Here is a 14,967-nt window from a genome sequence, read left to right as displayed (position 1 = left end):
CGTGCCTTGGAGCGCCCGCGCCGCAAGCGCGGGCTGGGGCGCGGGGGTTGGGGTGAGGGTACGGGGCGAAGCTGCGCAGTGTCGAAAGGACACGAGGCTGCGCCCGTACCCTCATCCGCCCCTTCGGGGCACCTTCTCCCGCAGGGAGAAGGAAACAGCTGCAGTCGCAGGGAGAAGGAAACAGCTGCAGTCGTTAGGAATCGGCTACAACCTTTTCAATGAGGGGCACCATGGCCACACAAGGCAAGTTCCACAAGCGGCTGAGCCTGACCGACCTCACCTTCATCGGGTTGGGCTCGATTTTCGGTTCCGGGTGGTTGTTCTCGGCCAGCCACGTGTCCTCGATTGCCGGGCCGGCCGGCATCGTGTCGTGGATCCTCGGCGGCATTGCGGTGCTGCTGCTGGGTCTGGTGTATTGCGAACTGGGCGCGGCATTGCCACGTGCCGGCGGAGTGGTGCGCTACCCCGAGTATTCGCATGGTGCGCTGCTGGGCTCGTTGACCGGCTTCATCACCTTGATCGCGTTTTCCAGCCTGATTGCGATCGAGGTGGAAGCCGCGCGGCAATATGCAGCGGCATGGTTTCCGTGGTTGAGCCAACCCGGCAGCACCCATCCCAGCATCTGGGGCTGGCTGGTGCAGCTGGCCTTGCTGGTGTTGTTCTTCCTGCTCAACTACTTCAGCGTCAAGACCTTCGCGCTGGCCAACAACATCGTCAGCATCTTCAAGTTCCTGGTGCCGATCCTGGTGATCGTGCTGCTGATGAAGCACTTCAACGCCGACAACCTGAGCGTGCATGGGTTCGCGCCATCGGGCATGGCCGGAGTGGAAGCGGCCATCTCTGCCGGCGGCATCATCTTTGCGTACCTGGGGCTGACGCCGATCGTGTCGGTCGCCAGCGAGGTGCGCGACCCGCAGCGCAATATTCCCATCGCGCTGATCCTGTCGGTGGCACTGTCCACGGTGATCTATGTGCTGCTGCAGCTGGCCTTTCTGGGCAGCATTCCGGTCGCGCAACTGGCGCAGGGCTGGAGCGGCATCGACAAGGCATTTTCGTTGCCGTACCACGACATCGCGCTTGCCCTGGGCATGGCGTGGCTGGCCGCACTGGTGATCTGCGATGCGATGGTCTCGCCCAGCGGCACCGGCAATATCTACATGAATGCCACGCCGCGCGTGGTGTATGGCTGGGCGCGTAGCGGTGGGTTTTTGCCGGTGCTGACGCGGGTGGACCCGGCATCGGGGATTCCGCGTCCGGCCTTGTGGCTGAGCCTGGGCCTGTCGATCTTCTGGACGCTGCCGTTTCCCTCGTGGGAGACCCTGATCGGCGTGGTGTCGGCGGCCCTGGTGCTGAGCTATGCGGTGGCGCCAGTGACGGTGGCCGCACTGCGCCGCAGTGCGCCGGACTTGCCACGGCCGTTCTTCGTGCGCGGGCTGAGTGTGCTGGGGCCGCTGTCGTTCATGGTGGCGGCGTTGATCGTGTACTGGTCCACCTGGCCGACCCTGTCGTGGTTGCTCGGGTTGCAGGTGCTCGCGTTCGCGCTGTACGTGCTGTATCGGCTGCCCTCGCGCGACGGGCGTGCGCGGCTGTTGCGGCAGGTGCGCGCATCGCTGTGGTTGATCGTGTTCTTCGTGCTGGTGATGGCGGTGTCGTGGGCCGGCACCTTCGGCGGTCACGGCTGGATCGCGCACCCGTTCGATACGCTGAGCGTGGCGGTGATTGCGTTCTTCATCTATCACTGGGGCGCACGCAGCGGCCTGCGTAGCAACGAACTGGCATTGGAAGAAGACGATGGGCAATGACGCGCGGCGTGCTGCACGGGTGATGCAGGCGGCGCGCGTCGTGGCCGGATGCATGCTGTGGCTTGCGGCCAATGCGCAAGCGGCGCCAACGGTGGCCGACTACCAACGCTCGCTCGGCCTGCGCGCTTACTGGAGCACGCTCACCGAAAACGTCGCCTGGCCGGCGCAATGGCAGGACGACGGCACGTTCCATTACCGCGAGACCGTGCCTGGCGGCTTCGCCTTCGTCCGCGTGGATGTGGCCACGCTGCACAAGCAACCGGCTTTTGACCAGGCGCGCGTGGCGCAGGCGCTGCAGGCCGCCACCGGCATCGCGTATGCAGAGTTGGCGTTGCCGTTCGAGCAGTTTGCTTACTCGCAGGAAGGTGGACGCGAGGACGGCGCGATCGTGTTCGCCATCGAGGACGCTGCATGGCGCTGTACGTTGACCACGTATCAGTGCGCGCCCGATGCCCCAGGCCGGCAGCCGCAACAGCGGCCACGCGGCTTTGGCGTGGTGCGCGACCCGGACGTGGCGGCCGACACCACCCCGCGCCGCTCGCCAGACGGGCAGTGGGAGGCGCTGGCCGACGGCTGGAACCTGATCGTGCGCCGGGTGGCCGACGGCCAGCTGGTCCAGCGCACCGACGATGGCCGTGCGGAAGACTATTTCGATCCGGAGAGCATTGCCTGGTCGCCGGATTCGCAGCGGCTGGCGGTGTATCGGGTGCGGCCGGGCACTGCGCGCCGGGTGACCCGTGTGGAGGCCGCGCCGCCCGGACGCCTCGAGCCGGTGGTGCATACCCAGCTGTATCCCAAGCCGGGCGACGCGGTGGATGTGGAACGGCCGGTGCTGCTGGCGGTGGACGGCACACGGCGCGTGGTGGACAACGCGCTGTTTGCCACGCCGTATTCCTTGTCGCCGCTGCAATGGCGGGCGGATGGGCGCAGTGTGAGCTTTGAGTACGTGCAACGCGGCTTTCAGCACATGCGCGTGATTGCGGTGGACGCCAGCAGCGGGCGCGCGCATGTGGCGGTGTCCGAAGACGCACGCACCTTCGTCTACGCCGACCGCAGCTTTCGTCATGAGGTGGACGCGCATGGCGACGGGATTTTGTGGATCTCCGAGCGCGATGGCTGGCGGCACCTGTATCTGTTCGATGGCCGCAGCGGCAAGCCCACGCGCCAACTCACCCGCGGGCCATGGGTGGTGCGCGATGTCCTGAAGGTCGACGATGCGCAGCGCCGCATCTGGTTCACTGCCAGCGGCATGGACGCGGGCAAGGACCCGTATTACCGGCAGCTCTACAGCGTGGATTACGATGGGCGAAACCTTCACCGACTGACCACCGCCGATGCCGATCACGAGGTGGCCATTGCAGACGATGGCCGGCATTACGTCGATGTCTACTCGCGCCCGGACCTGCCGCCGGTGATGGAGTTGCATGCCATCGATGGGCGGCTGTTGCAGCAGGTGGAGCAGGGCAATATCGACCGGTTGCTTGCCGCAGGCTGGCGCGCGCCGGAGACCTTCGTCGCCAAGGGCCGCGACGGTCGCACCGACATCTGGGGCATGGTGGTGCGCCCGCGCGATTACGACCCGCGCAAGCGGTATCCTGTGATCGAAAACATCTACGCCGGCCCGCACGATTCCTTCGTGCCCAAGACGTTCTGGCCGTTCGGCTATCACTCCGGCGGCGACAAGCAGATCGGCATGCAGGCGCAGGCGGACCTGGGCTTCATCGTGGTGATGATCGACGGCATGGGCACCGCCAACCGGTCCAAGGCCTTTCACGACGTGGCGTGGAAGAACCTGGGCGATTCCGGCTTCCCCGACCGTATCGCCTGGCATCGCGCGCTCGCTGCAAAGGACCGGTCCTACGACATCAGCCGCGTCGGCATCTACGGCGCATCGGCAGGGGGACAAAGCACGCTGGGCGCGCTGGAACGCCACCCGGAGTTCTACAAGGTGGGCGTGGCGTTTGCCGGCTGCTACGACAACCGCATGGACAAGATCAGCTGGAACGAGCAGTGGATGGGCTGGCCGGTGGATGCCAGCTATGCCGCTGCCTCGGGCGTGGTCAATGCAAGCAAATTGCAGGGCGACCTGCTGCTGATCGTCGGCGAGCAGGACCGCAATGTGGACCCGGCCTCCACCGCGCAGGTGGTGGATGCCCTGATCAAGGCCGGCAAGGACTTCGACCTGCTCAACGTGCCCGGTGGCGAACATTCGGTGGGCCGCTCCAGCGGGCCGATCGACTATGTACAACGCCGGCAGTACGACTTCTTCGTGCGCCACCTGCTCGGGCAGCCCACGCCACACTGGAATTCATCCGCCCCGGAGGCTCGCTGATGCTGTTTGCCCGTTTATCTGCCCTTCGCCAGCGCGGTCGTGCGGTTGTCTGCCTGTGTGTGGTGTCGCTGTTGGCCATCGCGATGACGCCGGCAGCGTACGCCGAAGAAATGCCACGCTTCGTCAGCCAGGACGGCCGTCATGCGGTCTTCGTCGACGGAGCGCCATACACCATCCTGGCCGCACAGCTGCACAACTCCAGCGCCTGGCCGGCGGTGTTGCCCAAGGCGCTGGACGAAGTGGTCGCCCTGCATGCCAATACCGTGGAGGCGCCGGTGTATTGGGAGCAGTTCGAGCCGGTGCAGGGCCGCTTCGACACCACCAACGTGGATGCCTTGATCGCCGGCGCACGCAAGCGCGGGCTGCGCGTGGCGCTGCTGTGGTTCGGCAGCTGGAAGAACGGCCAGATGCATTACGTGCCGGAATGGATCAAGCGCGACGATGCCACCTACCCGCGCATGCGCGATGCCAATGGCGAGCCGGTGGATGTGCTGTCGCCGCATGTGGCCGCCAATGTGCAGGCCGATGCGCGTGCGTTCACCGCGTTGATGCAGCACCTGCGCAAGGTCGATGGCGAGCGCCACACGGTGATCCTGGTGCAGGTGGAAAACGAGCCCGGTGCCATCGGTACGGTGCGCGACCACGGCCCGGCCGGCGAGGCGGCGTTCGCGCAGCCGGTGCCGGCGGCCATCGCTGCGGCACTCGGCAAGCCCGCCGGCAGCTGGCAACAGCTGTTCGGCGCGGAGGCGGCCGAGGCCTTCAACGCGCATGCCACGGCGGCATACATCGAGCAGGTGGCTGCCGCCGGCAAGCGTGCGTATCCGCTGCCGCTCTACGTCAACACCTGGCTGCGCTACAAGGGCAAGCGCTATCCGGGCATGGATTATCCGTCCGGCGGCGCCACGGCGAATGTGTTCGCGCTATGGCGCGCGGCCACGCCGTCGATCGATTTCATCGGCACCGACATCTACACCAGCGACTACAACGAATACACCAAGGTCATCGGCCAGTACGCGCGGCCGGACAACCCGGCCTGGGTGTCGGAGACCGGCTTCGAAGCGGCCACGGCGCCGTACCTGTTCCATGTGCTGGGGCAGGGCGGGGTAGGCTTCTCGATCTTCGGCATGGACGGCAACCCGGATAGCGAGGCCAATCGCGCCGCCATCGCCGCGCATTCGGCCAATTTCCAGTTGCTGGCACCGCTGCAGCGGGTGCTGGCGCAGGCCGCTTTCGATGGCCGCCTGCAAGGCGTGGCCGAGCAGCCCGGCATGCCGCAGCGCACGCTGCGCTTTGGCGAGTGGCAGGCCAAGGTGTCGTTTGGCGCGCCGATGTGGGGCGATGCGCCGGCGATCCTGCGGGGCAACGACGACCACGGCGGGCGGCTGCTGGTGGCGCAGCTGGGGCCGGAGGAGTTTCTGGTCACGGGCATGGCCGCGCGCATTGAATTTTTCCGCGAGGCGGCCGATACCCGTCATGGGCAACTGTTGCGGGTGGAGCAGGGGCGGTATGTCGACGGGCGCTGGCAGGTAGAAAGGCAGCTCAACGGCGACCAGACCGACTACGGGCTCAACTTCGGCCGCGGTGGCCCCACCAGTCCCGAACCGGTGGTGCTGCGGGTGCGGGTCGGAACCTATTGACGGATGCAGGCGCTACGGCGACTGCGTGCGCAGGGTTGCCAGCACTACCTCGACGTCCGTATCGCCGCACGCCATTGCATCCCGCGTCACCTCAGTCACTTGCGTCACGGAGCCACCATGAGCATCAGCAGTATCGCCAATTCCGGAATGCAGGTCGCCGCGCTGCGTCAGCAGGTGGCAGCCAGCAATGTCGCCCGCCAACCGGTAGACGGCAGCCCGCGTCAGGCGGTGGCGGCCAGCACGCAGGCCACTGGCGGCGTGGCGGCCAGCGTGGTCGATGCCGCGTCCGATCCGGCGGCTCCGGTCACCGATCTGGTCGAAGGTCTGTCGGCGCGCAACGATTTCCAGGCCAATGCCAATGTATTGCGGCGCTCCGACGAGATGTTGGGTAGCTTGTTGGATGTCTTGACCTAAGACCTTCGGGGTGGACGACGGCTGTTGTCGATCTGCTGCACGGAGTACGCGGCGATTCGTTTGATGTCCGCGCCAGGTGACATCTGTCTGCCGCTTGGCTGCAAGGACCGTGCGAATTGGTCGGTGCGCAGAGGTTGAGAAGCAACCAGCGCGCCGGTGTTTCCGTTCTTCAATAAAACCACCATCAAACTCTCTGGTGCGGTGTCCTCGCCGCTTGCGGAACCGTTGGCGGCATGGATGCCGCCACCGAGCCCCCAGGGATGGGTTCACGGCGTGTCCCGCGAGCGGCGAGGGCACCGCGCCCTCGGCCAATCAGGCTTTTGCGTTAGAGCGTCACGCTGAAGTCGTTGCACTCACTTTCCGTCATTACCCAACACCTGCGCCGCATCCACGATATCCACGCCCTGCAGCTGTCCCAGCCAGTTGTCGAACCAGGGCTTATGCATGGCGCCGACCACTGCCAGCACGCGTGCACCGGGTTGCTCGGCAAAACTGGCGCGTATATTCGACACCATGCGCAGGTTGCGGATTTCCCATCCGGACACGTAGCGATAGCCGTAGCGGTGCGGCGAGGTCTCGCTCAACGCAGCGCGAAAATCCACCTCGATCGACAACTGCTGGTTGGCCGGAAGGTTGATTGCGCGGTAGAGCCCCAACAGCTTGCCTTGACTAGCCAACTGGTCCTCGCGCTCACGCATGGCGCGCGCCCGCGGCGCGGCCTTGTCCCAGGCGGCCTGGATCGCCTTGCCGTACGCCGCCGGGTCGCCCAGGTCCACGTTGTCGCCGGTGTGATCGTCGGCCGGGTGGACGCGCTGCAGGCCAAGGCGTGCAGCCAGTCGCGCGGCGATCTGGTAACTCTCGTTGGGACGCTGTTCCATGCTGTGCAGTCGCGCGACCAGCGCCGCATCCAGGCCATCGCCGCTGCGCTGTTCTGCCGGCGCAAGCTGCAGCCATTGCACCAGCGCAGAAGGCGGCTCGCCCGCGGCCAGAAACAGCGCAGCCAGGTGCCGACGCTGTGCCGGTGTGGGCGCGCTGGGCAAGCTGCGGAGCGCTGCACGGACCCGGCCGAGAGCGGTGGGAACATCCAGCCCGGTGGCACGCGCCGCCTCGCCGGTGTCGGGGCAATAGGTCGTGGTGTCCTCGGGCAGATAGACGGCAGGATGGCGCCGCATCAGGTCGCAGCTTTCGCCCGACAGGTCCTCCGTGGTGATGATGGTCGGCGCGTACGCGGCCAGCCGGTCCATCAGCGGTTGCAGGCGCGCGGCACTGATGTCGCTGTCCTTGGGCAACTGCGACAGGTGCACGCTGCCGAGCACCAGCATCTGGGTGCGTGGCGCGGCCATCTCGGCATCCAGTTGCGACAGATCCACCTGCGCCTGCGCGATGCAGGGTACGATCAAGGCCAGCCATAGCCAGCAATGCGCCGGACGTTGCAACCGCCTGGCGGACGCGCTGCCGACATCGAAAAACCGCACTGCGGCGCGGGCAGCGTGCGGAATGCGCGGTGGGGATGGCTGCATGACGTTCCTTGTGGGTGGGCTTGGGTTGCGCGGCGGTCTGGCGACAGTGCTGCCTGCGTCCGTGTGGTCAGTGTGGCTGCCACCGCAGCTGCCGGCGTGGCCAGAAAGTCACGTGGCTAAACGGCAGGGGGCGGCAACTAGGGAAACTCTGAACAATCCATCCTGATCTGCCACGATCGATCAACGACCCGAGTAGACGATTTCGATGCAACTGACCTTCGGCGATGCGGAGTACAACGGCAAGCGCAAGCGCACACGGCGCGAGGTGTTCTTGGCCGAGATGGATCAAGTGGTGCCGTGGAAGGCCTTGCTGGCGCTGATCGAGCCGCACTACCCGAGGTCCGGGCAGCCGGGGCGCCAGCCGTATCGGTTGGAAACGATGCTGCGCATCCATTTTTTGCAGCAGTGGTATGCGCTGAGCGATCCATCAGCGGAAGAAGCCCTGTACGACACGGTGTCGATGCGCCGTTTCGCCAAGATCGGCGGGCTGGATGAGGTGCCGGACGAGACCACGATTCTCAACTTCCGCCATTTGTTGGAGCAGCACGATCTGGCGCGCAAGCTGTTCGATCGGGTGAACGCGCATCTGTCGCGCAAGGGGCAGAGCTTGCGCGGCGGGACGATCGTGGATGCCACGATCATCGCTGCGCCCAGCTCGACCAAGAACAAGCAGGGCGAGCGCGATCCGGAGATGCATCAGACCAAGAAAGGCAACCAGTATTACTTCGGGATGAAGGCGCACATCGGGGTGGACGACGACTCCGGGCTGGTGCACCACGTCGAATGCACGGCGGCCAACGTGGCCGATATCACGCAAGCGCACAAGCTGCTGCACGGCAAGGAAGGCACGGTGTGCGGGGACAGCGGCTACACCGGGCTTGAGAAGCGCGATGAGATGAAGGGCAAGCGCAAGCTGCGCTACCTGATCGCGGAGAAGCGCTCGAAGCTGAGGCAGATCAAGAACAAACGTGAATCGAAGCGAGCCAAGCGTAGGGAGTACACCAAGGCCAGCCTGCGGGCGAAGGTGGAGCATCCGTTTCGGGTGATCAAACGCCAGTTCGGCTACGTCAAGGTGCGCTATCGCGGTTTGGCGAAGAACACCGCGCAGGTGCTGACGCTGTTTGCGCTGTCGAACCTGTGGCTGAAGCGTAAGCATTTATTACCTGCCGTGGTCGACGTGCGCCCGTAGTTTGGGAAACTGGCAGCAAATGCGCCGAAAACGGCAAAAATCGAGGGTTTGAACGCAAAATACGCGGCCCTGGACGGCTTTTCATGTCTGCTGGTGGTGTTGATCAGAGTTTCCCTAGGCGCTGCGCCGTTGCTGCGATGGCAGCGCAGCAACAGCTGCGTCTGTGCGGATTTCCGCATACGTGCCAGACACGTGCCACAAGACGCAAGCCGCGCCGTCGCGCACGATGTGGATGAGATCAAGCGAGGGCGCGACGATGGACCGCAGGAGCTTTTTGCGTCAGGGCATGGCGGCAACCGCGGCGGTGGGCGCGGGTGCCGCGCTCGCGCTGCCCGGCACGCCGCACACCCCGGCGACGTTGCCGCCACCGGCGCTGCCGCGTCTTGAAGCGCTGCCGTCGGCCGCGCATGTCGGTATCGCGCTTTGCCGCTTTCGGCACCTGCAGCAGGACTGGACCGTCTACGAGCACCTCGACGATCCGCAGGGTCAGCTGACGTTGTGGACCGACAGCGGCATGCTGCGCCTGGACAAACGCACCGAGCCGGCCTATCCGGCAGAGGGCAAGCCCTACTTCGGCATGCCGCTGGCCGAGGTGGCGATGGCCGAGGCCGACTTGCTGGCCGACCGCCTTTTGCGCGACGGCGACCCGGACGAGGCGCAGGTGCGCGATGTCGCGCCACCGCCGGCCTCCTTGCTCGACCCCAAGGACAACGGTGGGCGCTGGCCCTGGACTACCTTTGTCGGTACCCGCGAAGCGCTGGACACCATGCCGATCCTGCCCAACGGGCGCAGCCGCACCGCGCGCCCGGAACACGCCTTCGCCGAGCTTGGCGAGGAGGCGCTGATCAAGCGCCGCGAAGAAGGCGTGCTGGGAGGCTGGATGCCGGCGGTACGCAAGGTGATGCGCCGCGACGGCGAGCCCGATGCCTGGTACGACGTGCTGGTGTTCGCCGATGTGCGCGCCACTGATCGCTTCGTGGTGCAGACCTGGCACCGCACCATGCAGGTGCGCGGCGGGCAGGTCGTGGCGGTGCACTACACGCACAGCTATCCGGCCTTCGGCACGGCGCGTACGGCGGCCACTGACGAGCAGTTCTACGCAGCACTGATCGATTTCGCCGCGTACTGGCAACAGGCGCTGGCCGGCACCGTGCAGGCGCAGCTGCCGGACGCCAGCTGGAACGACATGGCGCAGTTCGCCTTCGCACGCGAGCTGGTGGTGCGGCCGGGCGGCGACTACCCCAAGTACGGCGCGGTGGAGCGCGACTATTACGGCAACGAGTACGACGGCTTTCAGGACACCTTTACCAGCTCGTTGTACGCCAATCTGGAATGGGGCCGCTTTGCGCAGGCGGCGGCGGTGATCGACAATTATTTCGATGCGTTCGTACAGGACGATGGCCTGCCGAACATGCGCGGGCCGGAAGTCGGGCAGTTCGGGCTGACCCTGTCGCTGCTGGCGCGCTATCTGCGCTACACCGGCGATGCAGCGCGCCTGCGTCGATTGCTGCCCAAGATCGCGGCCACTGCGCAGCTGCTGTGCGGGTTGCACGACCAGGCGCTGGCGCTGCCGCGCACGGCGCAGGGGTACGGCCTGCTGCATGGCTGGAACGAATCCGATGCCTGCCTGTTTCCCGATCCGTCGCTATGGTGGAAACCGTATTACGCCAATAGCGCGCTGACCATCCGCGGCTGGGAAGACATCGCGCAGGTGTGGGCTGCGATCGGTGGCGAGGCAACGCTGGCAAGGCAGTGGCAGCGCCGCGCCAGACAGTTGCGCACGCGCCTGGAAAGCAGCCTGCGGGCGAACGTGCGCCACGATCTGTCGCCGCCATACGTAGGCCCGCTGCCGGGTACCACACTGACCTTCCGCCAATCGTTGCTGCAGGAAAAACCCAGCGAACAGCAATGGCCGCATCGCGCGTACGCCGAACTGCTGCAGGCCGATGTGCTGCCCGACGATCTGGCCCATCTGGTCATCGACTGCCTGCGCGGCCATGGCGGCACCAGCATCGGCGTGGTGGCCAATATCGCGCCGCCGGAGCCGGGCAGCCGCGACCTGCTCGGCTTCATTTCCTATGGCTATGCGCAGCAATTGCTGCGGCTGGACCGCATCGAGGAATATCTGCTGTTCGTCTATGCGCATCGCTACCAGGTGCATACGCGCGGCAGCTGGACGGCCGGCGAGGTCAGCGGTATCACCGGCGGCATGCCGCTGTTCTGCATGCCCGCCCAGATGAGCATTCCCTTGCTGTTGCGCTGGATGCTGGTCAGCGAGGACAGTGCAGGCGAGCAGCTGTTCCTGGCGCGCGCGCTGCCGCGTGCATGGCTGGGCAGCGGCGCACCGGTTGGCATCACTGCCGCACCCACGCGCTGGGGCACGCTCACGCTGCGCCTGCGCACCGATCTTCGACAGCGCTGCATCGAGGGCGAGGTGGAATTGCCCGAGCGCAGGCCCCAGCGCACCTGGTTGAGCCTGCGCGTCCCGGCGGGCGCGCGGTTGCAGCGCGTACTGGTCGACGGCAAGCCAGCGCGTCTGCAGGGTCCGCATGCCGACCGTGTGGCGTTGCCCACGGCCGCGGCCGTGCTGAAGGTGCAGGCCTGGTTTGGCTGAGCACCCGCCGTCTTGATCGTGCGCTGCCGCCACGTCGACGGGTGAGAAGATGATGCCCGGCTCGGTCACGACGTACATGTTGGATGTGATGGTCGAAGCGATGGTCACAGCGATGGCGGTGCGCGCCGTCTTGGTCATGCGTGTCCTGATCGGCGATCAAACAGTTGCCGCTGTCTTCCACGCCACATCGTGTGACGGCTGTTTCACTGTGCGCGAAGTGATGGCGCGTTTCGCGCAGGGCACCTGGGCGTTGTCGAGTATGGTCGCCGCGCGATGATGCGGCACTGTGCCAGCACGCAGCCATGCGACAGCTGCGCCGCGTGTCAGAGGCAGGCTGGCACGCACAAGACTGACGCCAAGCACGCGAACTTCCGCACGCGGGCCGACTAAATTCGTCAAGACGATTGTCACGCAACTGTCGCAAGCTTTTTTCGCGTTGTCCGTCGATTGCCGGGCACGTGCTCTCAGGGGGGAGCGAGTCCTCATCGCAGTAACGACCTGCCGATGTCCGGCAGCGCAGTGACGTGTTCTTCGTGATCTTTCTCTTGCCTGGCGCCGTTGCGGTGCGGCTTGGCCGTGCGTGCGCGACCCGCCCCCCTGTGAATGCACCGAGGAGTTCCGATGTCGCCGAGCCGGTTGGTTATCCCCCCGCATCGTCCGCGTTTGCATGCAGCGCCCCTGCGCCAGGCCATCTGGCTGGCGTTGTCGCTTGCCACGTTGCCGGCTGCCGCACAGCAGCTGGCCGATGCACCCGACGAGGCGACCCAGACGCTGGAGCAGATCAATGTCACAGGAACGCATCTGCGGCGCGTGGATGCCGAAACGGCCAGCCCGGTGATCGTGATCGACCGCCAGCGCATCGAAGACAGCGGGCAGAGCACGCTCGGCCAGCTGCTGCAGCAAATGCCGGCGATGGCAGGCTTCATGCCCGGCCCGGCACTCAACTCCGGCTTCAGCCATGGCCGCGCGCTGGTATCGCTGCGCAATCTGGGCCCGGAACGCACCCTGGTGCTGGTCAACGGGCATCGCATGGCCGGCCCTGCGAGCAGCGTCGCCTCGGCGCCGGGCGTGGACGTCAATGCGATCCCCGCCGCCATGGTGGAGCGGGTGGAAGTGCTGACCGACGGCGCATCGTCGGTGTATGGCTCCGATGCCATCGGTGGCGTGGTCAACATCATCCTCAAGGACAAGTACGACGGCGTTGCCGCCACCGTGGACTACGCGCAGAGCACCCACGGCGATGCCAACAGCCGCACGCTCGGCGTGGAATGGGGCAAGACCTGGGAGCGTGGCGGGCTGATCCTGGGGCTCAGCCGCAATTCGATGAACCCGGTATTCAACCGCGATCGCAGTTATGCAGCCAAGGCAGTGGAATTTTTCAACGGCCAGGTCAGCGAGATTCGCGGCGGCAACACGCGTGCCTTCCTGAATGATGGACGCGTGCTGACGCCGGCAGACGGTGTGGCCCCGGGGCCAGTGGGCGAAGACGCGTTTCGCCCCTACCAACGCGACATCGATAGCTACAACGTTTACGACGCGCAGTATCTGATCACACCGATCGAGCGTACCAACGCCTCGCTGCATGGCAGTTTCGATTTCACCCCGGCCGTGCAGGGCTATATGGATGTGTTCTGGACGCGCAGCAAGACCACCTCGCGCCTGGATGCCTTCGGCATGGAAATGCCGGATGCGGTGGACAACTACTACAACCCGTTCGGCGACCAGCTCGACCGCTACTTGCTGCGCTCCCCGCAGGCCAATACGCGTGTCTATACCGCCACGATGTTCCAGACCAATCTGGTGGCCGGTCTGCGCGGGCGCGTGGCCGGCAGCAGTTGGCAATGGGACGCCGCCGCCGGCTACGCGCGCTACAAGGACACGCTGGTGCGCACCGGGTTCTCGGTGACGTCGGCATTGAACAACGCGGTGGGCGCCTCGTTCCTGGACAGCGACGGGCAGGTCAAGTGCGGCACACCAGGTGAGGTGATTGCCGGCTGCACGCCGATCAATATCTTCAACCCCAACGACGCGGCCACCATCGCTGCGTTGCGCGGCACCCAACGCGCGGTGGACCTGATCGACGAAAGCCAGATGCGGTTCGTCGACATCAGTGCCAATGGCGACCTGTTCACGCTGCCCGCTGGCGCCGTGCAGGCGGCCGTGGGGCTGGTCTACCGCACCAACAAGTTCGCGCAGGGCACCAGCAGCGCCGTGGCGGCCGCCGATGCCGACGGCAACTGCGATTACGACGATGGCTGCATCCTGCGCCAGGGGCGCGACGAATCGATCCGCGAGGCGTATGCGGAATTGCTGGTGCCCTTGCTCAAGGACCTCCCCTTCGCCAGCAGCCTGAACCTGAATCTCGGCTCGCGGTATTCCAAGTACGACGCCTGGGGCAACACCACCAACAGCAAGCTGGCGATCGAATGGCGGCCGATCGCCAACCTGCTGGTGCGTGCCACCGGCTCGCAGGTGTTTCGCGCTCCGGCGCTGGGTGATCTCTACGGCTCACCGTTCAATGGAGTGATCGACAATACCGGCGATTTCCAGGACCCCTGCGATGGGTATGCCGGCGCTGGCAATCCCGCCTGCGCCAACGTTCCCAACGATGGAAGTTTCCGTAATGCCGCACAGTTCAATGTGCTGACATCCGGGGCCAACAATCTCGGCTTCCGGCTCAAGCCCGAGCGTGGCCGCTCCTACAACCTGGGCATCGTCTACGACCCGGAGCAGGTCCGTGGGCTGTCGCTCAACGTGGACAGCTGGCGCGTGGTGCTGGACGGCATGCTGACCGGCAGTAGCGCGCAGCAAGTCGTCAACGACTGCTTCCAGGGGCGCGATGCCGCCTTCTGCCCGCTGATCCAGCGCGACGCATCGGGGCAGCTGACGCGCGTGTCGGTGCCGTTTGCCTACAACAGCGGCAAGGTCGACATCCGCGGCTATGATGCCGGCGTGCATTACACGTTGACCGACACAGGCTGGGGCGCGCTGACTGCCGGGCTGGATGCAACATTCTTTTCCAACTTCAGCTTCGCCGGCGATTCGCACAATTACGTGGGTGAAAATTCCAGCTGGGGCAATATGCCGCGCTGGCGTGCAGTGGCCAATATCGCCTGGGACAGGGGCCCCTGGCACGCGAGCTGGAACACCCGCTATCTGGGCCGCACCGTCAACGGCAGCCAGTACGAGGATTTCTGTGCAGACACCAATGCGGACGGAAGTTGCCGCTATTTTCCGATCGGCTCGGTGATCTACCACGATGCCTCGCTGAGCCGAAAAATCGCAGCCCTGCATGGCACCCTGGCGCTGGGCGTGGACAATCTGGCCAACCGCGCGCCACCACGCTTCTACAGCTACTCCAACGCCGCCAATACCGATGCGACCACCTACGACACCCTGGGCCGCTATTTCTGGAGCCGGCTGCGGGTGGAGTTCTAGGTGAGCGTGAGTCGCAGCGGT

At 65.7% G+C, this 14,967-nt stretch carries 9 protein-coding genes; 8 read left to right on the top strand and 1 reads right to left on the bottom strand.

Annotated elements, in window-relative coordinates:
• The first annotated feature begins 230 nt into the window (after positions 1 to 230).
• From HG421_RS10365 to HG421_RS10350, 4 genes are all read left to right on the top strand, one after another.
• Positions 231 to 1,802 (top strand): APC family permease, encoded by a 1,572-nt coding sequence (locus HG421_RS10365; RefSeq protein ID WP_169706314.1) that lies wholly within the window; start codon positions 231 to 233, stop codon positions 1,800 to 1,802.
• Positions 1,792 to 4,134 carry a S9 family peptidase gene (locus tag HG421_RS10360; protein ID WP_169706313.1) on the top strand — a complete coding sequence of 781 codons (2,343 nt, stop codon included), beginning with the start codon at positions 1,792 to 1,794 and terminating at the stop codon, positions 4,132 to 4,134. The genes HG421_RS10365 and HG421_RS10360 overlap by 11 nt, the downstream gene beginning before the upstream one ends.
• Entirely contained in the window at positions 4,134 to 5,771 is a 1,638-nt protein-coding gene (locus tag HG421_RS10355; RefSeq protein WP_169706312.1) for a DUF5597 domain-containing protein, read from the top strand. The genes HG421_RS10360 and HG421_RS10355 overlap by 1 nt, the downstream gene beginning before the upstream one ends.
• A gap of 117 nt (positions 5,772 to 5,888) precedes the next feature.
• Complete coding sequence (locus tag HG421_RS10350; RefSeq protein ID WP_169706311.1) at positions 5,889 to 6,185, top strand: hypothetical protein; 297 nt, start codon at positions 5,889 to 5,891, stop codon at positions 6,183 to 6,185.
• A gap of 353 nt (positions 6,186 to 6,538) precedes the next feature.
• Here the strand turns inward: HG421_RS10350 and HG421_RS10345 are convergent, their stop codons facing one another.
• Positions 6,539 to 7,705 carry a DUF5694 domain-containing protein gene (locus tag HG421_RS10345; protein ID WP_343204229.1) on the bottom strand — a complete coding sequence of 389 codons (1,167 nt, stop codon included), beginning with the start codon at positions 7,703 to 7,705 and terminating at the stop codon, positions 6,539 to 6,541.
• Positions 7,706 to 7,910: 205 nt separating this feature from the next.
• On the opposite strand from HG421_RS10345, the gene HG421_RS10340 reads away from it, so the two are divergent.
• From HG421_RS10340 to HG421_RS10325, 4 genes are all read left to right on the top strand, one after another.
• Positions 7,911 to 8,894, top strand: a complete 984-nt coding sequence (locus tag HG421_RS10340; protein ID WP_169706310.1) for an IS5 family transposase — start codon at positions 7,911 to 7,913, stop codon at positions 8,892 to 8,894.
• Between the two features lie 256 nt (positions 8,895 to 9,150).
• On the top strand, positions 9,151 to 11,508 hold the full coding sequence (locus HG421_RS10335; protein ID WP_169706309.1) for a Tat pathway signal protein: 2,358 nt from the start codon (positions 9,151 to 9,153) through the stop codon (positions 11,506 to 11,508).
• Between the two features lie 52 nt (positions 11,509 to 11,560).
• A complete protein-coding gene (locus HG421_RS10330; protein ID WP_169706308.1) occupies positions 11,561 to 11,785 on the top strand; it encodes a hypothetical protein in 225 nt (74 codons plus the stop codon).
• A gap of 344 nt (positions 11,786 to 12,129) precedes the next feature.
• Positions 12,130 to 14,946 carry a TonB-dependent receptor plug domain-containing protein gene (locus HG421_RS10325; protein WP_169706307.1) on the top strand — a complete coding sequence of 939 codons (2,817 nt, stop codon included), beginning with the start codon at positions 12,130 to 12,132 and terminating at the stop codon, positions 14,944 to 14,946.
• Positions 14,947 to 14,967: the final 21 nt, after the last annotated feature.

It is taken from the genome of Xanthomonas campestris pv. badrii, assembly GCF_012848175.1.
Taxonomy (GTDB): Bacteria; Pseudomonadota; Gammaproteobacteria; order Xanthomonadales; family Xanthomonadaceae; genus Xanthomonas; species Xanthomonas campestris_C.
This window is presented reverse-complemented; position numbering and strand designations above follow the sequence as displayed.